The sequence below is a fragment of the Mannheimia sp. ZY171111 genome (genome assembly GCF_017750945.1).
Taxonomy (GTDB): domain Bacteria; phylum Pseudomonadota; class Gammaproteobacteria; order Enterobacterales; family Pasteurellaceae; genus Mannheimia; species Mannheimia pernigra.
The window spans coordinates 164,723-183,391 of the sequence record NZ_CP046532.1; the positions used below are offsets into that span (position 1 = coordinate 164,723).

24 protein-coding genes are annotated in these 18,669 nt (G+C 39.3%); 7 read left to right on the plus strand and 17 right to left on the minus strand.

All coding sequences use genetic code 11. The annotated features are described in order from the left end of the window. Nucleotides 1–3: 3 nt before the first annotated feature. Nucleotides 4–492: an LPS assembly lipoprotein LptE gene (gene lptE, locus GM698_RS00765; protein WP_176808298.1), complete on the plus strand. Its 489-nt coding sequence runs from the start codon at nucleotides 4–6 to the stop codon at nucleotides 490–492. 40 nt (nucleotides 493–532) lie between these two features. Beyond that, nucleotides 533–1,555: a DNA polymerase III subunit delta gene (gene holA / locus GM698_RS00770; RefSeq protein ID WP_176808297.1), complete on the plus strand. Its 1,023-nt coding sequence runs from the start codon at nucleotides 533–535 to the stop codon at nucleotides 1,553–1,555. Here holA and yacG read toward each other — a convergent pair whose 3' ends face one another. From yacG to GM698_RS00800, 6 genes are read right to left on the minus strand one after another with little or no spacing between them, the layout of a single operon-like run. After that, nucleotides 1,556–1,741, minus strand: a complete 186-nt coding sequence (yacG, locus tag GM698_RS00775; RefSeq protein WP_159629615.1) for a DNA gyrase inhibitor YacG — start codon at nucleotides 1,739–1,741, stop codon at nucleotides 1,556–1,558. It lies immediately after the preceding gene. Beyond that, nucleotides 1,723–2,361, minus strand: a complete 639-nt coding sequence (coaE, locus tag GM698_RS00780) for a dephospho-CoA kinase (RefSeq protein WP_209289483.1) — start codon at nucleotides 2,359–2,361, stop codon at nucleotides 1,723–1,725. The genes yacG and coaE overlap by 19 nt, the downstream gene beginning before the upstream one ends. 31 nt (nucleotides 2,362–2,392) lie before the next feature. Then, entirely contained in the window at nucleotides 2,393–3,049 is a 657-nt protein-coding gene (locus GM698_RS00785) for a prepilin peptidase (RefSeq protein ID WP_209289484.1), read from the minus strand. Between the two features lie 2 nt (nucleotides 3,050–3,051). After that, nucleotides 3,052–4,245, minus strand: coding sequence for a type II secretion system F family protein (locus tag GM698_RS00790; RefSeq protein WP_176812460.1), 1,194 nt, complete (start codon nucleotides 4,243–4,245; stop codon nucleotides 3,052–3,054). Further along, nucleotides 4,229–5,629, minus strand: coding sequence for a GspE/PulE family protein (locus GM698_RS00795; protein WP_209289485.1), 1,401 nt, complete (start codon nucleotides 5,627–5,629; stop codon nucleotides 4,229–4,231). The genes GM698_RS00790 and GM698_RS00795 overlap by 17 nt, the downstream gene beginning before the upstream one ends. A 21-nt stretch (nucleotides 5,630–5,650) precedes the next feature. Further along, nucleotides 5,651–6,094: a prepilin-type N-terminal cleavage/methylation domain-containing protein gene (locus tag GM698_RS00800; RefSeq protein ID WP_209289486.1), complete on the minus strand. Its 444-nt coding sequence runs from the start codon at nucleotides 6,092–6,094 to the stop codon at nucleotides 5,651–5,653. Between the two features lie 180 nt (nucleotides 6,095–6,274). Between GM698_RS00800 and radA the strand changes: the two genes are divergently transcribed. Then, complete coding sequence (gene radA, locus GM698_RS00805) at nucleotides 6,275–7,654, plus strand: DNA repair protein RadA (protein ID WP_176808292.1); 1,380 nt, start codon at nucleotides 6,275–6,277, stop codon at nucleotides 7,652–7,654. A gap of 38 nt (nucleotides 7,655–7,692) precedes the next feature. Here the strand turns inward: radA and GM698_RS00810 are convergent, their stop codons facing one another. Beyond that, nucleotides 7,693–7,926, minus strand: coding sequence for a YgjV family protein (locus GM698_RS00810; RefSeq protein WP_159629593.1), 234 nt, complete (start codon nucleotides 7,924–7,926; stop codon nucleotides 7,693–7,695). 127 nt (nucleotides 7,927–8,053) lie between these two features. Beyond that, a complete protein-coding gene (locus tag GM698_RS00815) occupies nucleotides 8,054–8,548 on the minus strand; it encodes a dihydrofolate reductase (RefSeq protein ID WP_159629590.1) in 495 nt (164 codons plus the stop codon). Between the two features lie 113 nt (nucleotides 8,549–8,661). Here GM698_RS00815 and proB point away from each other — a divergent pair, with 113 nt between their 5' ends. The 4 genes from proB to GM698_RS00835 are packed head-to-tail and all read left to right on the plus strand — an operon-like array spanning nucleotide 8,662 to nucleotide 12,426. Next, nucleotides 8,662–9,753, plus strand: coding sequence for a glutamate 5-kinase (gene proB, locus GM698_RS00820; RefSeq protein WP_209289487.1), 1,092 nt, complete (start codon nucleotides 8,662–8,664; stop codon nucleotides 9,751–9,753). Further along, entirely contained in the window at nucleotides 9,753–10,517 is a 765-nt protein-coding gene (locus GM698_RS00825; protein ID WP_176812456.1) for a TSUP family transporter, read from the plus strand. Before proB ends, GM698_RS00825 begins: the two co-directional genes overlap by 1 nt. A gap of 2 nt (nucleotides 10,518–10,519) precedes the next feature. After that, a complete protein-coding gene (gene nth / locus GM698_RS00830; RefSeq protein ID WP_176808290.1) occupies nucleotides 10,520–11,155 on the plus strand; it encodes an endonuclease III in 636 nt (211 codons plus the stop codon). A 32-nt stretch (nucleotides 11,156–11,187) separates the two neighbouring features. Continuing rightward, nucleotides 11,188–12,426: a multifunctional CCA addition/repair protein gene (locus GM698_RS00835; protein WP_209289488.1), complete on the plus strand. Its 1,239-nt coding sequence runs from the start codon at nucleotides 11,188–11,190 to the stop codon at nucleotides 12,424–12,426. 48 nt (nucleotides 12,427–12,474) lie between these two features. Here GM698_RS00835 and iscX read toward each other — a convergent pair whose 3' ends face one another. The 9 genes from iscX to GM698_RS00880 all read right to left on the minus strand — a co-directional run bounded on the left by iscX (nucleotide 12,475) and on the right by GM698_RS00880 (nucleotide 18,662). Then, nucleotides 12,475–12,669 carry a Fe-S cluster assembly protein IscX gene (gene iscX / locus GM698_RS00840; RefSeq protein WP_159629574.1) on the minus strand — a complete coding sequence of 65 codons (195 nt, stop codon included), beginning with the start codon at nucleotides 12,667–12,669 and terminating at the stop codon, nucleotides 12,475–12,477. After that, the gene (gene fdx, locus GM698_RS00845) at nucleotides 12,669–13,010 is read right to left on the minus strand and encodes an ISC system 2Fe-2S type ferredoxin (RefSeq protein ID WP_159629572.1); all 342 of its coding nucleotides are present in this window, start codon (nucleotides 13,008–13,010) and stop codon (nucleotides 12,669–12,671) included. Before fdx ends, iscX begins: the two co-directional genes overlap by 1 nt. Before the next feature lie 16 nt (nucleotides 13,011–13,026). Further along, nucleotides 13,027–13,392, minus strand: coding sequence for an Imm51 family immunity protein (locus GM698_RS00850; protein ID WP_176809842.1), 366 nt, complete (start codon nucleotides 13,390–13,392; stop codon nucleotides 13,027–13,029). An 8-nt stretch (nucleotides 13,393–13,400) separates the two neighbouring features. Then, a complete protein-coding gene (hscA, locus tag GM698_RS00855; protein ID WP_209289489.1) occupies nucleotides 13,401–15,254 on the minus strand; it encodes a Fe-S protein assembly chaperone HscA in 1,854 nt (617 codons plus the stop codon). A 57-nt stretch (nucleotides 15,255–15,311) separates the two neighbouring features. Then, the gene (locus tag GM698_RS00860; RefSeq protein ID WP_209289490.1) at nucleotides 15,312–15,944 is read right to left on the minus strand and encodes a DUF2625 family protein; all 633 of its coding nucleotides are present in this window, start codon (nucleotides 15,942–15,944) and stop codon (nucleotides 15,312–15,314) included. 34 nt (nucleotides 15,945–15,978) lie between these two features. Next, nucleotides 15,979–16,500 (minus strand): Fe-S protein assembly co-chaperone HscB, encoded by a 522-nt coding sequence (hscB, locus tag GM698_RS00865; protein ID WP_176808202.1) that lies wholly within the window; start codon nucleotides 16,498–16,500, stop codon nucleotides 15,979–15,981. 9 nt (nucleotides 16,501–16,509) lie between these two features. After that, the gene (gene iscA / locus GM698_RS00870; RefSeq protein WP_209289491.1) at nucleotides 16,510–16,833 is read right to left on the minus strand and encodes an iron-sulfur cluster assembly protein IscA; all 324 of its coding nucleotides are present in this window, start codon (nucleotides 16,831–16,833) and stop codon (nucleotides 16,510–16,512) included. Nucleotides 16,834–16,957: 124 nt separating this feature from the next. Beyond that, nucleotides 16,958–17,341 carry a Fe-S cluster assembly scaffold IscU gene (gene iscU, locus GM698_RS00875; RefSeq protein WP_018651776.1) on the minus strand — a complete coding sequence of 128 codons (384 nt, stop codon included), beginning with the start codon at nucleotides 17,339–17,341 and terminating at the stop codon, nucleotides 16,958–16,960. A gap of 100 nt (nucleotides 17,342–17,441) precedes the next feature. Further along, the gene (locus tag GM698_RS00880; protein WP_176809838.1) at nucleotides 17,442–18,662 is read right to left on the minus strand and encodes an IscS subfamily cysteine desulfurase; all 1,221 of its coding nucleotides are present in this window, start codon (nucleotides 18,660–18,662) and stop codon (nucleotides 17,442–17,444) included. Nucleotides 18,663–18,669: the final 7 nt, after the last annotated feature.

The window sequence follows — 18,669 nt, forward strand, 5'->3', positions numbered from 1 at the left end:
CTTATGATTAAAAAACTCTCCCTCGTTGCTGTTTTAGCCCTCACTGCTTGCGGTTGGCATTTTAAAAACAACGAAGTACTACCTGAATCACTCAGAACATTAACGCTTGAAAGTGCCGATCAACATAGTGAAATGTCTCGTATTTTACGTAATCAATTACAATTAAATGATGTAAAATTAGTGCCAAGTTCTGTAAATGTATCAAAACTTCGTTTAGTTTCAACATCTACAAATAGCAAGGTTGTCTCAGTATTTAAACAAGCTCGTGAAGCAGAAAAAATATTAACACTGAATGTAGAAGCAATTGCAGATATTCCAAATAAAGGGCAATATCCACTAGCGGTTTCTGCCCATCGAACTTTCTTTGATGACTCTCGTGCTGCACTTGCCAAGTCAGCAGAAAAAGAGATGATTATGAAAGATATGTACGAACAAGCCTCTCGCCAGTTAATTATTAAAATGGCTGCGTTGAAAAAAGAACTTTCAAAATAACAATAATTTGTAGGGGCGAACTATTTTTCGCCATTTATCTATGCAAAAGCTATTCCCTGAAGCGCTTCAACTTTCTCTAAACAAAGGATTACATCCCTTTTATTTATTAACAGGGAACGACTTGTTGTTGGTGAATGAATCTAAAGATTTGATTATCCAATCCGCTCGTTTAAAAGGCTTTGATGAGAAAAAAGAGATTGACGTAAAAAATGACACAAACTGGGAAGCACTTTTTGAAACAGCCCAAGAAATGGGATTATTTTTCTCTCGACAAATCATTATTTTGAATTTTCCTGAATCTCCAACAACGACACAATTTAAAAAGCTATCCGAATTCTGTGCATTAATTCATTCAGATCTCCTTTTTATTTTGCATTTGCCTAAATTTTCCAAAACGATGGAAAAGCAGGCTTGGTTTACCCAAATTGAGCCTCAAGTAGTACAAATTAACTGCCAAACGCCAGAAATCAGTAAGTTACCTCAGTGGTTAAGCAATAGAGCAAAAGAGATGAATTTGCAACTCGAACCTGAAGCAGCTCAATTACTCTGCTATAGCTATGAAAGTAATCTTCTCGCACTAAAACAGGTATTACAGCTACTACAGCTTCAACATAATGGTGGGAAAATTACGCTCAATCAAGTAAAAGAAGTGGTAGAACACTCTGCTCAATTTACCCCATTTCAATGGATTGATGCTCTTTTTGAAGGGAAAATCGGGAGAGCTCAACGCATTTTACATCACTTACAAAATGAAGAAGTACAAGCGGTTGTTTTATTACGTATTATACAAAAAGAGCTGATGATTTTACTTGAAATCACACGCGCCCCCACACCAGTCTCAAGCGAACAACCGCTCTTTAATGGTAATTTAAGAACGGAATTTGACCGCTTGAAGATCTGGCAAAACCGCAGACCATTTTACAGCCAGATTGTACAACGATTAAATTATAAAAAACTTTACGCTCTAATCCACCAACTGGCCGAATTAGAGCGTAAAGTCAAACAAGAATTTAGCGATGATATTTGGCTAGAGCTAGAGAGTTTCTCTGCTCAATTTACATAGCTAATATTTTTCTAAATCTTCGCTAAAAAGATCCTCCTCTTCACTGGCGATAGCGTGCTTTTCCGCTGCCCAATCCCCCAAATCAATGATCTGACAACGCTCACTGCAAAATGGGCGATATTTACTTTCTTTATTCCACACAACCTCTTTTTCACAAGTCGGGCAATTTACGATAGTTTCTGACATTCTTTTTCCTTTTTATTTGCTAATGTTAGGTATTTCTGGTGCAGACTATTCACTTGCTCTTTAATCAAAACGAATCCTTGCTCAATCGGTAAGTTATTTTCAATCAGATCATCAGCGTAACTTAATCTTTCTTCACGGCTGACTTGAGTCGCCATTATTTTTCGGATGGTTTCCACTTTGCTTTTATCTCGTTTGGTGGCTCGTTCGAGCTGAATTTCTGGGCTGACATCAACCACTAAAATGCGGTCACAAAATTCGGTGAGCTTATTTTCAATCAAGAGTGGTACAACCCAAATCAGATAACAAGCGGTCGATTCTTGCAATTTTTTTACCATTGTTTCTCGAATTGCTGGGTGAAGTAAATCATTCAGCCAGTTTTTTTCAGTGTCATTATTAAACACCATTTGGCGTAGCTTGGCTCGATCTAATTCTTTTTCGGCGTTAAGAATATCTTCTCCAAAGTGCTCTACTATTTGAGCTAACAGAGGCGTTCCTTTTTCCACCACGTGGCGAGCGACAATATCGGCATCAATCACTTCTACACCAAGTTCGGCGAATAAATCCGAAACGGTGGTTTTACCACTGCCAATTCCACCTGTTAAACCCACAATGTAAGTCATAAAAGTTCCTCAAAATTAAAGTTCCTCAATTCTAATAATTAATCCCCCAGCTTTCAAGCGTTACAATAACGCCCACCGCCAAACTAATAAACGGAATAAATGCCAACTTTTCTAATTTTTGCTTTTTTATCCACCAATAAGTTAAGTAATAAAAAATGCCTAATAAACAAGCCGTTAATATCAGCAGTAACATTTTTTCTATATTGAATAAGGGAGATAACGCTAGCAATAACAACATATCGCCAAAGCCAAATGTTTCTTTTTTAAAAACGAGAAAGGAAAAGAGCGCGATAAATAAACAAAACAGTGAGGTAAACAATAACGTTTGATTATGGAAATGGTTTACTCTTTCCCATAAAACAAGTAGAAAAATAAGCCCGATATAGCGAGTATCCGTTAGGTAATAGCAAATATCTAAAAGAGAAAGAAAGCAAAGTAGAATAAAAATTCCGCCCATAATCGGGTTTTCCGAACAATACATAATAAGCGGAAAAAGTAGAAAAAAGAGGTTTACCCATCTTGTTTGTTGAGATTTTAAAGACGAGAGTGCAATAAATTGCTGCTCGGTTAAATTAAGCTGATTGATTGAATTAGCTGCTTGATAAATTTGCTGGTTTATTCTTATTGCAAATCTTGGCATTTCCGCTTTAAACCAAAAGGCAGATAAAAAGGAAAGTAAAAGCCACATAATTACTCCACTAAACTTCCCATATCAAAAATGGGTAGATATAAACCGACAATAATAGTCCCCACAATTATTCCCATCAGTAACATCAACATTGGCTCTAATAACTGAGAGAGCATATCAATTTGATAATCCAGTTTTTGTTGGTACATCTCGCTAATATGTTCGCATATGTTGGCAACGTTGCCGCTTTGCTCGCCGATTTCGATCATTTGTGGCATATCTAAGCCAAACACATTTGGATTAATGCCTTGCGAAAATGGGTAGCCTTGTTGCAAGAGATTTAGCATAAATTCAACCTCTTTTTGTAATATAGGATCATCGCTTTTTTCAGATAAAAAGGATTTTAATACCAAATCTAACGGAATATGAGCATTCAACATTAAAGCCATATTTTGGCTAAAAAAGACAATACGGGCTTGCTGTATGATTTGTCGAAATACAGGGAGTTTAGACAATAACGCCATTTTTAACCTCACAAACCCGTTCTCTCTTTTTGCAAAAAAGAGGAAAAAAACGACCGCTAGTAATAAACTAAGTAGAAGATGCTTCTGTTCAATCAAACACTGGGAAAGAGAAAATAGTATTTCCGTAATCAGTGGTAAGGCTTTCTCTTTTGTGCCGTAAAGTTCTGCAAACTGGGGCACAATGAAGATCAACAATCCGAGAGAAAGAGACAGGGAAATAAACAATACAATCGCAGGATAAAACAAGATTTTCTTCACTTTTTTAGCTAACTTATCAGACTTAGCTCGGCTTTTCGCCAAATTCGTTAAGATGATACCTAGTTTTCCGCTTTGCTCGCCCATTTTAATCAGTTGAAGTTCTTGATTAGCAATAAATTTATCTTGTTTCTCTAATGATTGTGAAAAAGAATAACCATTTTCAATCAGCAAAATGAGCTCGCTTAGCCATTGATACATTTTAATATTTCGGCAGTTTTGTAAAATCATCGAAAGAGCCTGTTTTAACGATATAGCGGAATTCACTAATAACGCAAGCTGGGAAATAAATTGGCTGATCTGCTCTCTTTTCGGATTTTGAGATAAAACGAAGTTTCGATTAATGCGAATCTGCTCATAACCTTTCATTAACAACATACTTTCAAGCTCTTCTCGGCTACTAGATAATCGGCTGCCTTTACGTTTTTGTTGAAAACGATCAACCGCTTTCCAATGGTATTCATAGATTTTCGCCATTTCCTAATACCCTCAAAATTTCATTCCGATCTGTTTTTCCTTCCACTAATTTTTCTTTTGCACTCTCAGCTAAGGTTTCAAAATCTAAACAAGCGGTCGTTTTTTCAAAATTTTTTGCAGTTCTGCTCAAGAGTTGATAAATCCCAATTCTACCTTTGTAGCCTTGATAGCAATTTTCGCAACCGATACCGCCACATTTTGTGCAAGTTCGCCTTAATAAACGTTGAGCCACCACAAGCAACAACGCATTTTTCAGCTCGTATTCTTTTATCCCGAGTTGTAATAATCGCTCTATGGCAGAGGGTGCATCATTAGTATGTAATGTCGAAAGAACCAAATGCCCAGTTTGTGCCGCTCTTAAGGCAATTTCTGCACTCTCCTCATCACGGATCTCACCTAGCATAATGATGTCAGGATCTTGTCGAAGGAAGGTTCTCAGTAGTTGGCTAAAATCAAGATGAATACCACGATTTACCTGAGTTTGAATAATACCCTCTATCTCAATTTCAATTGGATCTTCCGCAGTTAAAATATGTTTTTCATTGCTATTTAAATGACTTAATGCACTATAAAGCGTGATACTTTTACCACTACCTGTCGGCCCTGTTACTAGAATCAAGCCTTGCGGTTGATTCAGTGCATTGAGCAATTTTTCTTTCTGGCTTGGGGTAAATCCTAACTCTAAAAAGTCCAAATTAATTGGCTTATTTTTTTGAATCCGAAGTACCACTTTTTCACCAAAATGCGTAGGCAAAGTTGAAACGCGGAAATCTAAGGTTTCTGCTAAAATCGTTTTAAAATGAAATTGCCCATCTTGAGGCAAACGGGTTTCACTAATATCTAGTTTCGCTAGTAATTTAATTCGAGAAATCAGTCGGTTTGATACATTCTGAGGAAACGTTTTATAAAGATGTAAAACTCCATCAATTCTTAGTCGAATGAGTAACCTCTCTTTCTGAGGCTCCAAATGGATGTCTGAGGCATTATTTTTTAAGCAAAATTTAAAGAGATTATCTAAAATTTGAATAATCGGATCGTTTCTATCTACCTGCTCTGCATTTGATAACGAATAAGCGGCATTATCCTCATAAATTTCACTCTGTAAGCGACTCTGCTCGGGTGAAAGGGCATTAAGTAAAAATTTCAACTCATCAGAGGAAATCAAAACAGGCTCAATCTGCTTATGATGAATAAAAGCAAAGATTTCACACGCACTCAAGTTTTGCATATCATCAATCGCTAACCATAATTGTGATTCAGTTTCTCGCAACGGAACGGCTAAATATCGCAACAAAATCTGCTTTTCATTGCCGTTTTTTGCCCATTGTTCGGCAGAAATTTCAATGATTTGCTGGCTGTTAAGATCGGTAACTGAATACGCCATTTTGATTTCCTCTCTACCTAGCTAATTACAAAAACCTGCGGGGAACAGACTCGTATCTTTACCCTTACAACTTACAGTCCAACTGATCGTATTATTGGAAAAGGCTGGTGTTAGCGTGTAGCTATAATTATTAAGCGAGCCTTTTCCTGTTACGGTAATCACGCCTTTATTTACCTTAATCGTATTAAGATATTTGGCTTTATTACTATTCGCCTTATCGGCTTGAATACCGTTTTTTCCACCAGAACAATCTTTAGGTCCATTATTTTGATAAATACACAGCTCAACATCTGATTTATAAGAAGCCGATGCTCTCAATAATTCAGATAAAGCCGCTTTTTGTGTGTAAGCGTTGTAAGATGGAATCGCAATAGTGGCTAGAATGGCAATAATTGCAATCACGATCATTAGCTCAATCAAGGTAAACGCTTTTGCAAGCGGTCGAAAAAGATAAATTTTTTGCATATAAATTCCTTATAAAAAAACCAAAAAGTTTGGCAAACAAAGTGTGCAAATTTTTTGCTAAAGGTGCGACTATCAATTTCTAAATTTTCGACACAGATCGAAAAAATAAATATTCACTCTGTTTATTCATACAGTTTTTTGCTAGAATTTCGCAAAATTTTTCAAATTCAAGGATAAAAAATGGCAAAAGCACCTAAAACCGCCTATGTTTGTAATGATTGTGGGGCGGAATACTCCCGTTGGATGGGGCAATGCCGAGAATGTAAGGCTTGGAATACCATCAGCGAAGTTAGGTTGATTTCGAGTAAAGAGTCAGCAAAATCTGACCGCTTTAGTGGTTACGCAGGTGAAACATCAGGCAAAGTGCAAGCACTTTCAGATATTAGCCTGCAAGAAGTGCCTCGCTTTAGCAGTGGTTTTAATGAGCTAGATCGTGTGCTAGGTGGGGGGGTTGTACCAGGTTCTGCCATTCTTATTGGCGGACACCCTGGTGCAGGCAAAAGTACGCTTTTACTCCAAGTAATGTGTGGCTTAGCTCAAAATATCCCTACTCTTTATGTTACAGGTGAGGAATCTTTGCAGCAAGTGGCAATGCGTGCTAACCGTTTAGGTTTACCTGCACAAAATCTTAAAATGCTATCTGAAACCTCCGTTGAGCATATTTGCAATATTGCCGATCAAGAAAAACCTAAAATTATGGTAATCGATTCTATTCAAGTGATGCACTTATCCGATATTCAATCCTCTCCAGGAAGCGTTTCACAGGTTCGAGAATGTGCTTCATTTTTAACTCGTTATGCTAAAACCCGCCAAGTCGCCATTATTATGGTAGGGCACGTTACTAAAGATGGGACACTTGCTGGCCCAAAAGTATTGGAACACGCTATTGATGCTTCATTATTACTTGAAGGGGAGTCCGATTCTCGATTCCGCACTTTGCGTAGCCATAAAAATCGTTTTGGTGCAGTAAATGAGTTAGGTGTATTCGCAATGACTGAGCAGGGCTTGAAAGAAGTTAAAAATCCCTCTGCAATTTTCCTTAGCCGTAGCGAAGAACAAACGCCTGGTAGCTCTGTAATGGTGTTGTGGGAAGGAACTCGCCCGCTTCTAGTTGAAATTCAGGCTCTAGTCGATCATTCAATGCTAGCAAATCCTCGCCGTGTCGCCGTTGGTTTAGATCATAACCGTTTATCGCTACTGCTTGCGGTTTTACATCGACACGGCGGACTACAAATGTCAGATCAAGACGTGTTTGTCAACGTCGTAGGCGGTGTGAAAGTAACCGAAACCAGTGCCGATCTGGCTCTGATCTTGGCTTTAATGTCTAGCTTTCGCAATCGCCCATTACCACAAGATTTAGTTATTTTTGGCGAGGTGGGATTAGCAGGGGAAATCCGTCCTGTGACTAGCGGACAAGAACGAATTAGTGAAGCAGCAAAACACGGCTTTAGGCGAGCCATCATTCCCCACGGTAATGCGCCTAAAAAGCCGATTAAAGATATGGACGTTTTTACTGTAAAAAAACTAAGTGATGCGTTAGATATTCTTTATAATTTATAGCAGTAGGGCAAATAACTATTTGCCCTCATCCAATTTATTTAAGAATGCTCTATCACTTTAGGTTTATTACCTTTAAAAATATAGTATAAATTAATACAAACGACTAAAGCATTTAAGCCTGTCACTGGAATTGAGCCAATCAATAAACCATAAACAACAAAACAAGCACAACCTAAAGAATTGATTACACGGAGCTTAATCACATCTTTTAATAAAAATGAGCTAGCAACCAAAACCATTGCGACATAGCCTAAAATTTCAACATACTCCATTGAAGTCTCCCTAAACAATAAAAATTAAAATCAACGGTCATATTTTAAGATGTCTGAACACATTTGTATCTAGGACGAAAAATAGCAAAGGTTTGCGTTCAACTTTTTATTTTTGATTGCTCATTTATTAATCACTTTTACGTTTAAGCACCATAAAATGGCAGCGATATGGATTATTTTCATCCACTTCCGACCATTTTTCTTCTATCAATGTCCAATTTTCTTCATCAAATTCAAAGAAAGTATCGCCATCAATCTCCGCTTGAATATCGGTTAAATAGAGCTGCTCTGCTTGTGGTAACGCTTGTTTAAATAATTCTCCTCCGCCAATAATCATCATTTCATCACCATTTGCAAGATTTCTAGCTAATTCGACCGCTTGTTCAAGCGATTGGGCAACATAAGCCCCCTCCACAATCATCTCTGAGCGAGAAAGAATAATATTCGGGCGTTTTGGTAGAAGCCTGCCTATTGATTCATACGTCTTTCTTCCCATAATCACCGGTTTGCCTACCGTATTTTGACGAAACCACGCTAAATCCACAGGTAAATGCCACGGCATTTCGTTACCTTTACCAATCACATTATTCTTTGTTCGAGCTACGATCACGCTAATTTTCATTTTCTATACCTTTTATGTCACTTGGTTCGATTTTATATCAAATTCAGCGTGATTTTACACCTTAAAAATGATAATTTTATTCGCATTATTTTTTAAATAAAAGTGAAGCACTTATGTCAAAAACTATCGTCATTAAATTCGGAACAAGCACGCTAACGCACGGCCAAAAAAGTTTAAGTCGCCCTTATATATTAGAACTCGTGAAACAAATCGCACAATTGCACCAAAACCATCGGGTGATCGTTGTCACCTCAGGTGCCGCAGCAGCTGGGCGTGATTATCTAGGACACCCAGAGCTCCCCAATACCTTAGCATCTAAACAGATGTTAGCGGCAGTTGGGCAAAGCCAATTAATTCGAGTGTGGGAAAATTTATTTGATATTTATAATATTCATATCGGGCAAATGTTATTAACCCGTGCTGATCTTGATGACCGTGAGCGTTTTTTAAATGCTCGTGATACTCTCGATGCGTTACTCGCTCAAAAAATTATCCCTGTCATTAATGAAAATGATGCCGTAGCCACTGAAGAATTTAAAGTAGGCGATAACGATAATTTATCTGCATTAGTTGCTATTCTTGCCCAAGCAGATCAGCTCTATTTATTGACCGATCAAGAGGGATTATTTAATGCTGATCCTCGCTCGAACGCTGATGCTAAATTACTTTCTGTAGTGGAAAAGATTACGCCTGAAATCCGCCAAATGGCGGGTGGCAGTTCAACAGGTTTAGGGACAGGCGGAATGAGCACTAAAATTACAGCGGCCGACATTGCCACTCGCTCAGGCGTAGAAACGATTATCGCCTCTGGCTCTCGTCCTAATGTGTTGGTTGATTTAGCAAATGGCGAGGCTATCGGCAGCAAATTTTTAGTACAATCTGACCGCTTGGAGGGTAGAAAGCGTTGGATCTTTGCCGCCCCACAAGTAGGGGAAATTGTTGTAGATTTAGGTGCTGAGCAAGCGTTGCTGCAACATAAATCATTATTACCAGTTGGCGTTTCTCAAATTAAAGGCGAGTTTACACGCGGAGAGGTTATTAAAATCTTCAATCAAGACGGAAAGGCTATTGCCTTAGGTATTGCTCGTTACAGCAGTGAGGCTTTACTTCGCATTAAAGGGAAAAAATCGAAAGAAATTGAGCTACTACTGGGCTATGAATTTGGCTCTGTCGCCGTACATAGTGATGAAATGGTGGTGTATTAATGGAATTAGGCATTGATATTTTAGCTATTTTATTCCTAGTTGCTACCATTGCTGGTTTTATTGATGCTATTGCAGGTGGAGGCGGGCTACTGACTATTCCAGCGTTAATGGCTGCCGGATTGCCACCAGCAATCGCATTAGGCACAAATAAATTACAAGCCTGCGGTGGATCATTTTCCTCCTCTTTTTATTTTATTCGTCAAAAAGCCGTGAATTTAAAGCCGATTTGGAGACTTATTTTATGTACTTTTATCGGCTCTGCCGCAGGGACTATTTTTGTACAAAATATTGATGTTGACTTCCTAAAAACATTACTGCCATTTTTAATTTTAATGATTGGCGTCTATTTTCTAGTTAGCCCAAATGTAGGAGATAAAGATCGTAAACAGCGAATTAGTTTTACTACTTTTGCTTTTACCGCATCCATTGCACTAGGTTTTTATGACGGTATGTTTGGCCCTGCGACAGGCTCTTTTATTACACTAGCCTTTATCTTACTACTGGGCTTTAACTTACCTAAAGCCGTTGCACACGCAAAAGTCATTAATTTTACCTCTAACTTTGCTTCACTGATTTTTTTTACTATCGGTGGTGCGATCATTTGGAAAGTCGGTTTAATTATGATGGTAGGACAATTTATTGGTGGCACACTCGGTGCTAAAATGGTAATGACAAAAGGCAAAAAATTAATTCGCCCAATGCTCGTAACAATGTCTTTTATTATGGTTGCTAAAATGCTCTACGAACAAGGAATTTTTAATTAATAATGAATAAAGCAAAACGTGTTGAGATTTTAACTCGCTTACGCAACGAAAACCCCAAGCCGACTACGGAACTCAATTATAGCAATCCCTTTGAATTACTCATTGCCGTAATTCTTTCCGCACAAGCAACCGATAAAGGGGTAAACAAGGCAACGGATAAACTATTTCCTGTAGCAAATACGCCACAAGCAATTTTAGATTTAGGTGTAGATGGGCTAAAAGAGTATATTAAAACTATCGGATTATTTAATAGCAAAGCTGAAAATATTATTAAAACCTGTCGAGATCTCATTGAAAAACACAATAGCGAAGTACCCGAGAATCGCGATGCCTTAGAAGCTCTTGCCGGTGTGGGCAGAAAAACAGCAAATGTTGTAATGAATACAGCTTTCGGGCATCCAACTATTGCGGTAGATACCCATATTTTCCGTGTTGCTAACCGTACCAACTTCGCGCCTGGCAAAAATGTCGTACAAGTTGAAGAAAAGCTACTCAAAGTCGTACCAGATGAATTTAAAGTGGATGTTCACCATTGGCTAATTTTGCACGGTCGTTATACCTGCGTTGCCCGCAAACCTCGCTGCGGCTCTTGTATTATTGAAGATTTATGCGAATTTAAAGAAAAAACGGATATGTAGCAAGCGGTGATATTTTAGGGAAATTTTGCAAAATGGATATCTATTTAGTCGGCGGTGCGGTGAGAGATAAATTACTTGGCTTGCCCGTGAAAGATCAGGATTTTTTGGTAGTGGGAGCAACTTCTGAGCAGCTTATCGCTCAAGGCTTTCAGCAAGTAGGGGCAGATTTTCCTGTTTTTCTCCACCCTGAAACCAAAGAGGAATATGCGTTAGCCCGCCAAGAGCGTAAACAAGGTAATGGCTACAACGGCTTTATTTGCGATTTTTCGCCAGAGGTCACACTAGAACAAGATTTAATCCGCCGAGATCTCACCATTAATGCTATTGCACAAAATGAAAATGGCACGATCTTTGACCCTTACCACGGCGTAAAAGATTTAGAAAACCGTGTGTTACGCCACATTTCATCAGCATTCAGCGAAGATCCGCTTAGAGTATTACGTGTGGCTCGCTTTGCTGCCCGCTTTCACCATTTCGGCTTTTCGATAGCCGCTGAAACCCTTGATTTAATGCGAAATATTGCGGAAAGTGGCGAGCTAGAAACGCTCACCGCAGAACGAGTGTGGCTCGAAACCCAAAAAGCCTTTGAAACGGAAAATCCGCCTGTCTATTTTGAAGTTTTGCGTGCAGTTGGGGCATTAAAAGTCTTATTTCCCGAGCTACAGCGGCTTTTCGGCGTGCCACAACCAGCACAGCATCACCCCGAAATTGATTCGGGTGTACATACATTAATGGTGTTAGAACAAGCCACAAGACTTGCAAAAAATGCGGAAAATCCGACCGCTTTACTGTTTGCCGCTCTCTGTCACGATCTTGGCAAAGGCTTAACACCGAAAGAGATTTTGCCTCACCACTACGGACACGAAGTCAAAGGTATTCAACCTACCCGAGAATTGGCTAATCGTTTAAAAATACCCACAGAGATTAAAGATTTCGCATTGCTGGTTACGGAATATCACACCCATTGCCACAAAATGGCAGCACTCCGCCCTGAAACTGTCATCAAGCTCTTTAATGCCCTTGATGTATGGCGAAAACCAAAACGATTTTTTGATTTTCTGCTTGCTTGTGAGGCGGATGCAAAGGGGCGATTAACCTTTGAAAATCGCGATTACCCACAAGCCGAACTTGCTCAAAAATATTACCGAGCCGCAATGAAAATTGATGTGCAACAAGTTATTCAAGACGGATTTGAAAAACAAGGAATTCGAGAAGAATTAAATAAACGTAGAGGTTATGCCGTGAAAAAAATAAAACAAACAAATTGTTAAGATATTAAATGCAAAAAAACCTAAAGCCAATGCTTTAGGTTTTCTTTATTACTCGTACTCTTCCAACCAAATGGTTAAAATCGCCTCAAGAATATGTTCGTTTGATGCTTCAGGATCGTCATCAAAATCGTCCATTTCGCAAATCCATTTGTGCATATCCGTAAAACGCACGGTGGTTGGATCTAAATCTGGATTCATATCATACAGATTTTCTGCGATCATTCGGGTATCTGTCCATTTCATTAGTGTGCTGCCTCATTTGCGTGGTTTAAGTTATATTTTGGAATTTCAACAACGAGATCTTCCTCGCCAACAACACATTGGCAGCTCAAACGACTATCCATTTCTAAGCCCCAAGCCTTATCTAACATATCTTCTTCTTGATCGGTTGTATCGTTTAAAGAATCAAACCCCTCACGAATGACGACATGGCAAGTAGTACAAGCACAAGAACAATCACAAGCGTGGTGAATTTCCACCCCAGCATCGTGTGCAACTTCTAATAAATTATCCCCAGTCTTAGCCTCAATAACCATACCTTCTGGGCAAAACTCTTCGTGTGGAAGAAATACAATTTTTGGCATCTTAATTTTCCTTTAATTAATCCCATTCAATATTATCTATATGCTCTCCAATGAAGTTGAACATTTCATCTTCATTCTCAACCAAATAAATAATAATATTTTTCAATTCTCTCGCTTTTTCTTTGCTTTTCTCCGAAAGCGGATAAGTTACATAATAGCACCCTACCTCAGGATCTTCCTCTAATAACTCTAATAGGCTTGGACGATAAATACTAAGATAAGCTCGTAAAAATGCCGCCCAATTATAGCCGTTCATATAAGCAGCTTCATATTTTGCATTAATTCGCTCGCCTAATTCAAAAATGCGATTATCTTCTAAATCAAATTCCACCGAAACAGTTCTAAACGGCTCTGAGAGTTCGGTTTTTACATAGTTAGACATAACACTCCTTATGCAAGATCGTCCATTTTTTTACCCGCTAATGCTTTTTGAATAGATAAATTCATACGGCGTGCGGCAAATTCTTGTGTGGCTAAATCTAAATCTTTAATGCCTTGCTGAATAGCTAGGCGATCTGTTCCTGCTTTTAATTCAATTAAACGGGCTAATTGAGCTTCAATCGCCTTAAATTCTTCGATGTTCAATACCTCTGAGCCATCTTCTTTCAATGCAATCACGACACTATCAATCACACGGTCTGCTTCCACTTTTTGCTCAACGAGTTGACGAACTGCCATATCTTCTTTGGCATTGCTCATAGAAGATTTAATCATTTGGGTAACTTCTTCATCAGTTAAACCGTAAGATGGCTTAATTTGAATCGATGCCTGAACTTTTGTTGATTTCTCCATTGCCGTTACATTTAATAAACCATCTGCATCAACTTGATAAGTGACTCGAACCTGTGCCACACCAGCTGCCATTGCAGGAATACCACGCAGGCTGATTTTACCTAATGAACGGCAATCCTCCACCAGCTCACGCTCGCCTTGTAGCACGTGAATAGTCATTGCTGTTTGCCCGTCTTTGCCAGTGGTAAATTCTTGGGCTCGAGCAACAGGAATAGTAGTATTACGTGGAATAATTTTTTCCACCAACCCGCCCATTGTTTCAATACCTAATGAAAGAGGCACGACATCTAATAACAACATATCAGAATCAGGCTTGTTACCCACTAAAATATCGGCCTGAACTGCCGCACCAATCGCCACCACTTTGTCTGGATCAATAGATGTTAATGGCGTTTTACCAAAAAACTCACCCACTTGCTCACGTACAAGAGGCACTCGGGTTGAACCACCTACCATCACCACTTCTCGCACCTCTTCAGCTTCCACGCCAGCATCTTTTAACGCACGGCGACAAGCCATTAAAGAACGTCTTACAAGCGGTTGAATTAGCTCATTAAATTGCAAACGACTCACAGTACCTGTCCAATTTGCAAAATTCACCTCAAATTCGGCCGCTTGTGAAAGAGCAATTTTTGCTTGAGTTGCTAAAGTTAATAATTCGCGCTGTTCGCTAGCAGTTTGTGGTTTGTAATTAGCTTGTTCGGCTATCCAATCGGCTAATAAATGATCGAAATCATCGCCGCCAAGAGCGGTATCGCCTCCCGTTGCCAATACTTCAAACACGCCTTTGCGTAAACGCAAAATGGATAAATCAAACGTGCCACCACCTAAGTCGTAAACGGCAATTACGCCTTCTTGACCACTGTCTAAACCATAGGCAATTGCCGCCGCCGTTGGCTCATTTAATAAACGTAATACATTTAAGCCAGCTAAACGTGCCGCATCTTTAGTGCTTTGGCGTTGGGCATCATCAAAATAGGCAGGCACAGTAATCACTACGCCCGATAATTCTCCGCCTAAACGCTTTCCTGCAAAGTGTGCTAAGTGACCTAAAATATCAGCTGAAACTTCAATCGGGCTTTTATTCCCTTGTGCCGTTTGAATGAGCGGCAAGCCATTTTCGCTCGCATTAAATTGATAAGGTAAATTGGTATAACGTTGCTCAACATCAGCAAGCGAACGCCCAATTAAACGCTTGGCGGAAATAACCGTATTTTGTGGATCAAGTGCTGCTTTTGCAAAAGCCTCAACACCGACTGTTTTTTCAGTTTCGCTGTAATGCACGACCGATGGCACTAATGCTCTTTCTTGTTCATCTAACAACACTTGCACCTGCCCGCTACGAACAGTCGCAACCAATGAATTTGTTGTGCCTAAATCAATGCCAACTGCTAATCTGTGTTGATGTGGTGCAGCGGTTTGACCGGGTTCAGAAATTTGTAATAATGCCATTATATTTTTATCTCTCTAATCTATCCCTCTCTCCCCTTGTGGGAGAGAGAAAAATTTTTAAGCCACCGAATATCCCATATTTTCAGGGGCAAAAACGCTTTGGTAGTGGCGTTCAATCGGTATCGCAATTTTGCTGTTTAAATCTAAAATTTGATGACCTTGCAATTTTCTAACATCGGCTTGCCAATTTTCCCAGCGGAGGTCTTGGTAAAACTCATCTAAATCGCTAGATAATGCCCAGCCTAAAAATTCAGAATAGCCAAAATTAAGAGTTTTCCATTGTTGGCTTTTCGGGTGATGATAATACACATTGCCGATATCAGCCCCAATTCCACCTGCGTTAATGGCAAAATAGCCGCCAATCGCATCATCTGCAATCAATAAATGGCTTGGCTGCTCGCCCGATTGCTTGAAGGTTTTGCCGAAATTCCAATCGAACAACCCACGGGGTAATTTTTCATTGCCTGAGCCTAAAATACGTAGCCAACCGTGGTCAATCAGTACTCCACCTGTTTCATAAAGCATTGCTCCAAGCGGTGAGCGGGTGGAAAGCTGCATTCCGGCTAAAGCCGCACTGGCATCTTCAGGATAGCTTGCCAAAATTTCGTAATGATTTTTTGCTTGAGCGAACCAATCTCGTAAAATCAGCCACGCTGATTGTTGTTCCAATAATTGTTCTAAACTTTTCATTTGCAAAACCCCGATAAAATATGACCGCTTGTATTTACATTTCAAACAATTTTTCTTCTACTTTCTCAATCTGAATAATCAACTTTTTGAAGTAGCGTAATTTATCGGTTAAGGCATTTGCTTTTTGCCATTGTTCTGCATTTAATTCTGTTTCAAGCTGTTGAAGTACCGATTTTTGCTCGGTTTTAATCTGTTTCAAGAACACCGTTAATTCGGTTTCGTCTTGGCGATGTTCGATGGTTTCGAGCTTTTCGTGCCATTCGAGCTGTTGCATTAAGAAATCCACATCTCGCATACTTTTTTCTTCCAGGTTTTTAGCTTCACCTGTGTGAATTTCAATAATCGCTTCTGCTCGTAAAATCGGATCTTTAAGAATATTTAACGCATCGTTCACATCTGCTGATTTTTGCACCGCTTCAAGTTGTTCTGCACTTGAATAGCTAGCAAAATTATCGGGGTGAAGCTGTTTTTGTAAAGCAAGATAACGCTCAGAAAGCTGGGCATTATCAAGTTGAAATTGAACGGGTAAGTCAAATAGTATAAATGGATTACTCATTTTTGCTCCTTAAACATTAAAGCTTTCGCCACAACCGCATTCATTTTTCACATTCGGATTGTTATATTTAAAGCCTTCGTTTAAGCCTTCTTTGACGAAATCAAGCTCTGTACCATTGAGATAAACGAGGCTTTTTTCGTCCACAATCACTTTTACTCCGTGTTGCTCAAATATGTGATCGTCTTCATTTAATACATCAACAAATTCCAGCACATACGCCAAGCCTGAACACCCTGAGGTTTTCACGCCAAGCCTTAAGCCAATGCCCTTTCCACGGTTTTCTAGAAATGTACGAACTCGGTTTGCTGCTGGTTCAGTTAAGGTAATACTCATATCTGTACTGTCCTTATGGATATTGTATGTGAATGGATTAAATCAAGATAGAAATAGCAAATGCAAGCGGTGAAATTTTGCAAATTTTTTGCAAAAATCGACCGCTTGCATTGATTGTATCATATTACTTCGCTTGTTTTTCTTTGTAGTCTGCGATTGCTGCTTTAATCGCATCTTCTGCAAGAATTGAGCAGTGAACTTTTACCGGTGGTAATTCAAGCTCTTCTGCAATGTCGCTGTTTTTGATTGCGCCCGCTTCATCTAAAGACTTGCCTTTTACCCACTCGGTAATTAACGAGCTTGATGCGATGGCAGAACCACAACCGTACGCTTTAAAGCGTGCATCTTCAATAATACCCTGATCGTTTACTTTAATTTGTAAACGTAAAATATCACCACACGCAGGTGCTCCCACCATACCCGTTCCCACATCTGAAGCTTCTTTATCAAATGTACCTACATTACGAGGGTTCTCGTAGTGATCAATTACTTTTTCGCTATATGCCATTTTGTATTCCTTCCAAATTATTTGTTAGATTAGGAAAATTTTGCCTGCGATTGCAAAGCCTTGCATTAAAGACTACCTCGCACGGCAAAATTTTTCTGCATTAGTGGTGATTCCACTCAATTTTAGAGAGATCCACGCCTTCTTTAAACATTTCCCAAAGTGGAGAAAGCTCACGCAATTTCACGATTGCTTTTTTCACGATTTCAATAGTGTGATCGATCTCTTCTTCCGTTGTCCAACGGCCTAACGTAAAACGAATTGAACTATGGGCTAATTCATCGTCACGACCGATAGCACGTAACACATAAGATGGCTCTAAACTTGCAGAAGTACAAGCTGAACCTGATGATACGGCGATATCACGCAATGACATCATTAAAGATTCACCTTCAACAAAATTAAAGCTGATGTTTAAGTTTGAATCAATACGTTTACCTTCTTCCATTGAACCGTTTACGTAAACTTCTTCAATATCTTTGAAGCCGTTGTATAAACGATCGCGAAGTGCTTTTAAGCGAGGCATTTCTGTTGCCATTTCTTCTTTCGCAATACGATAAGCTTCACCCATACCCACAATTTGGTGAACAGGTAATGTTCCTGAACGCATACCACGCTCGTGGCCACCACCGTGAATAATCGCCTCTAAACGTACACGAGGTTTACGGCAAACATATAAACCACCGATACCTTTTGGTCCGTATAATTTATGGCTAGAGAAAGACATTAAATCGACGTTTAAGTCTTGTACATTCACTTCGATTTTACCAACAGACTGCGTTGCATCTACGTGGAAAATAATTTTCTTCGCACGACAAATTTTACCAATCTCTTTGATTGGCTGAATAACGCCCATTTCGTTATTCACGTGCATTATGGACACTAAAATTGTATCTGGGCGAATTGCTGCTTCAAATTTCGCTAAATCGACTAAACCGTCCTCTTCAGGATCTAAGTAAGTCACTTCAAAACCTTCACGCTCTAACTGACGGCAAGTATCTAATACCGCTTTGTGTTCCGTTTTAACCGTGATGATATGCTTACCTTTTGTTTGGTAGAAGTGAGCCGCACCTTTAATTGCAAGATTATCAGACTCTGTTGCCCCTGAAGTGAAAACGATTTCACGGCTATCTGCCCCAATTAAATCTGCGATTTGATTACGAGCTACATCAACCGCTTCTTCTGCTTCCCAACCGAATTTGTGAGAGCGAGAAGCTGGGTTACCAAAGATACCGTCTTTGGTCATATATTCCATCATTTTTTTCGCAACACGTTCGTCCATTGGTGTGGTTGCGGCATAGTCCAAATAAATTGGTAATTTCATTGTTACT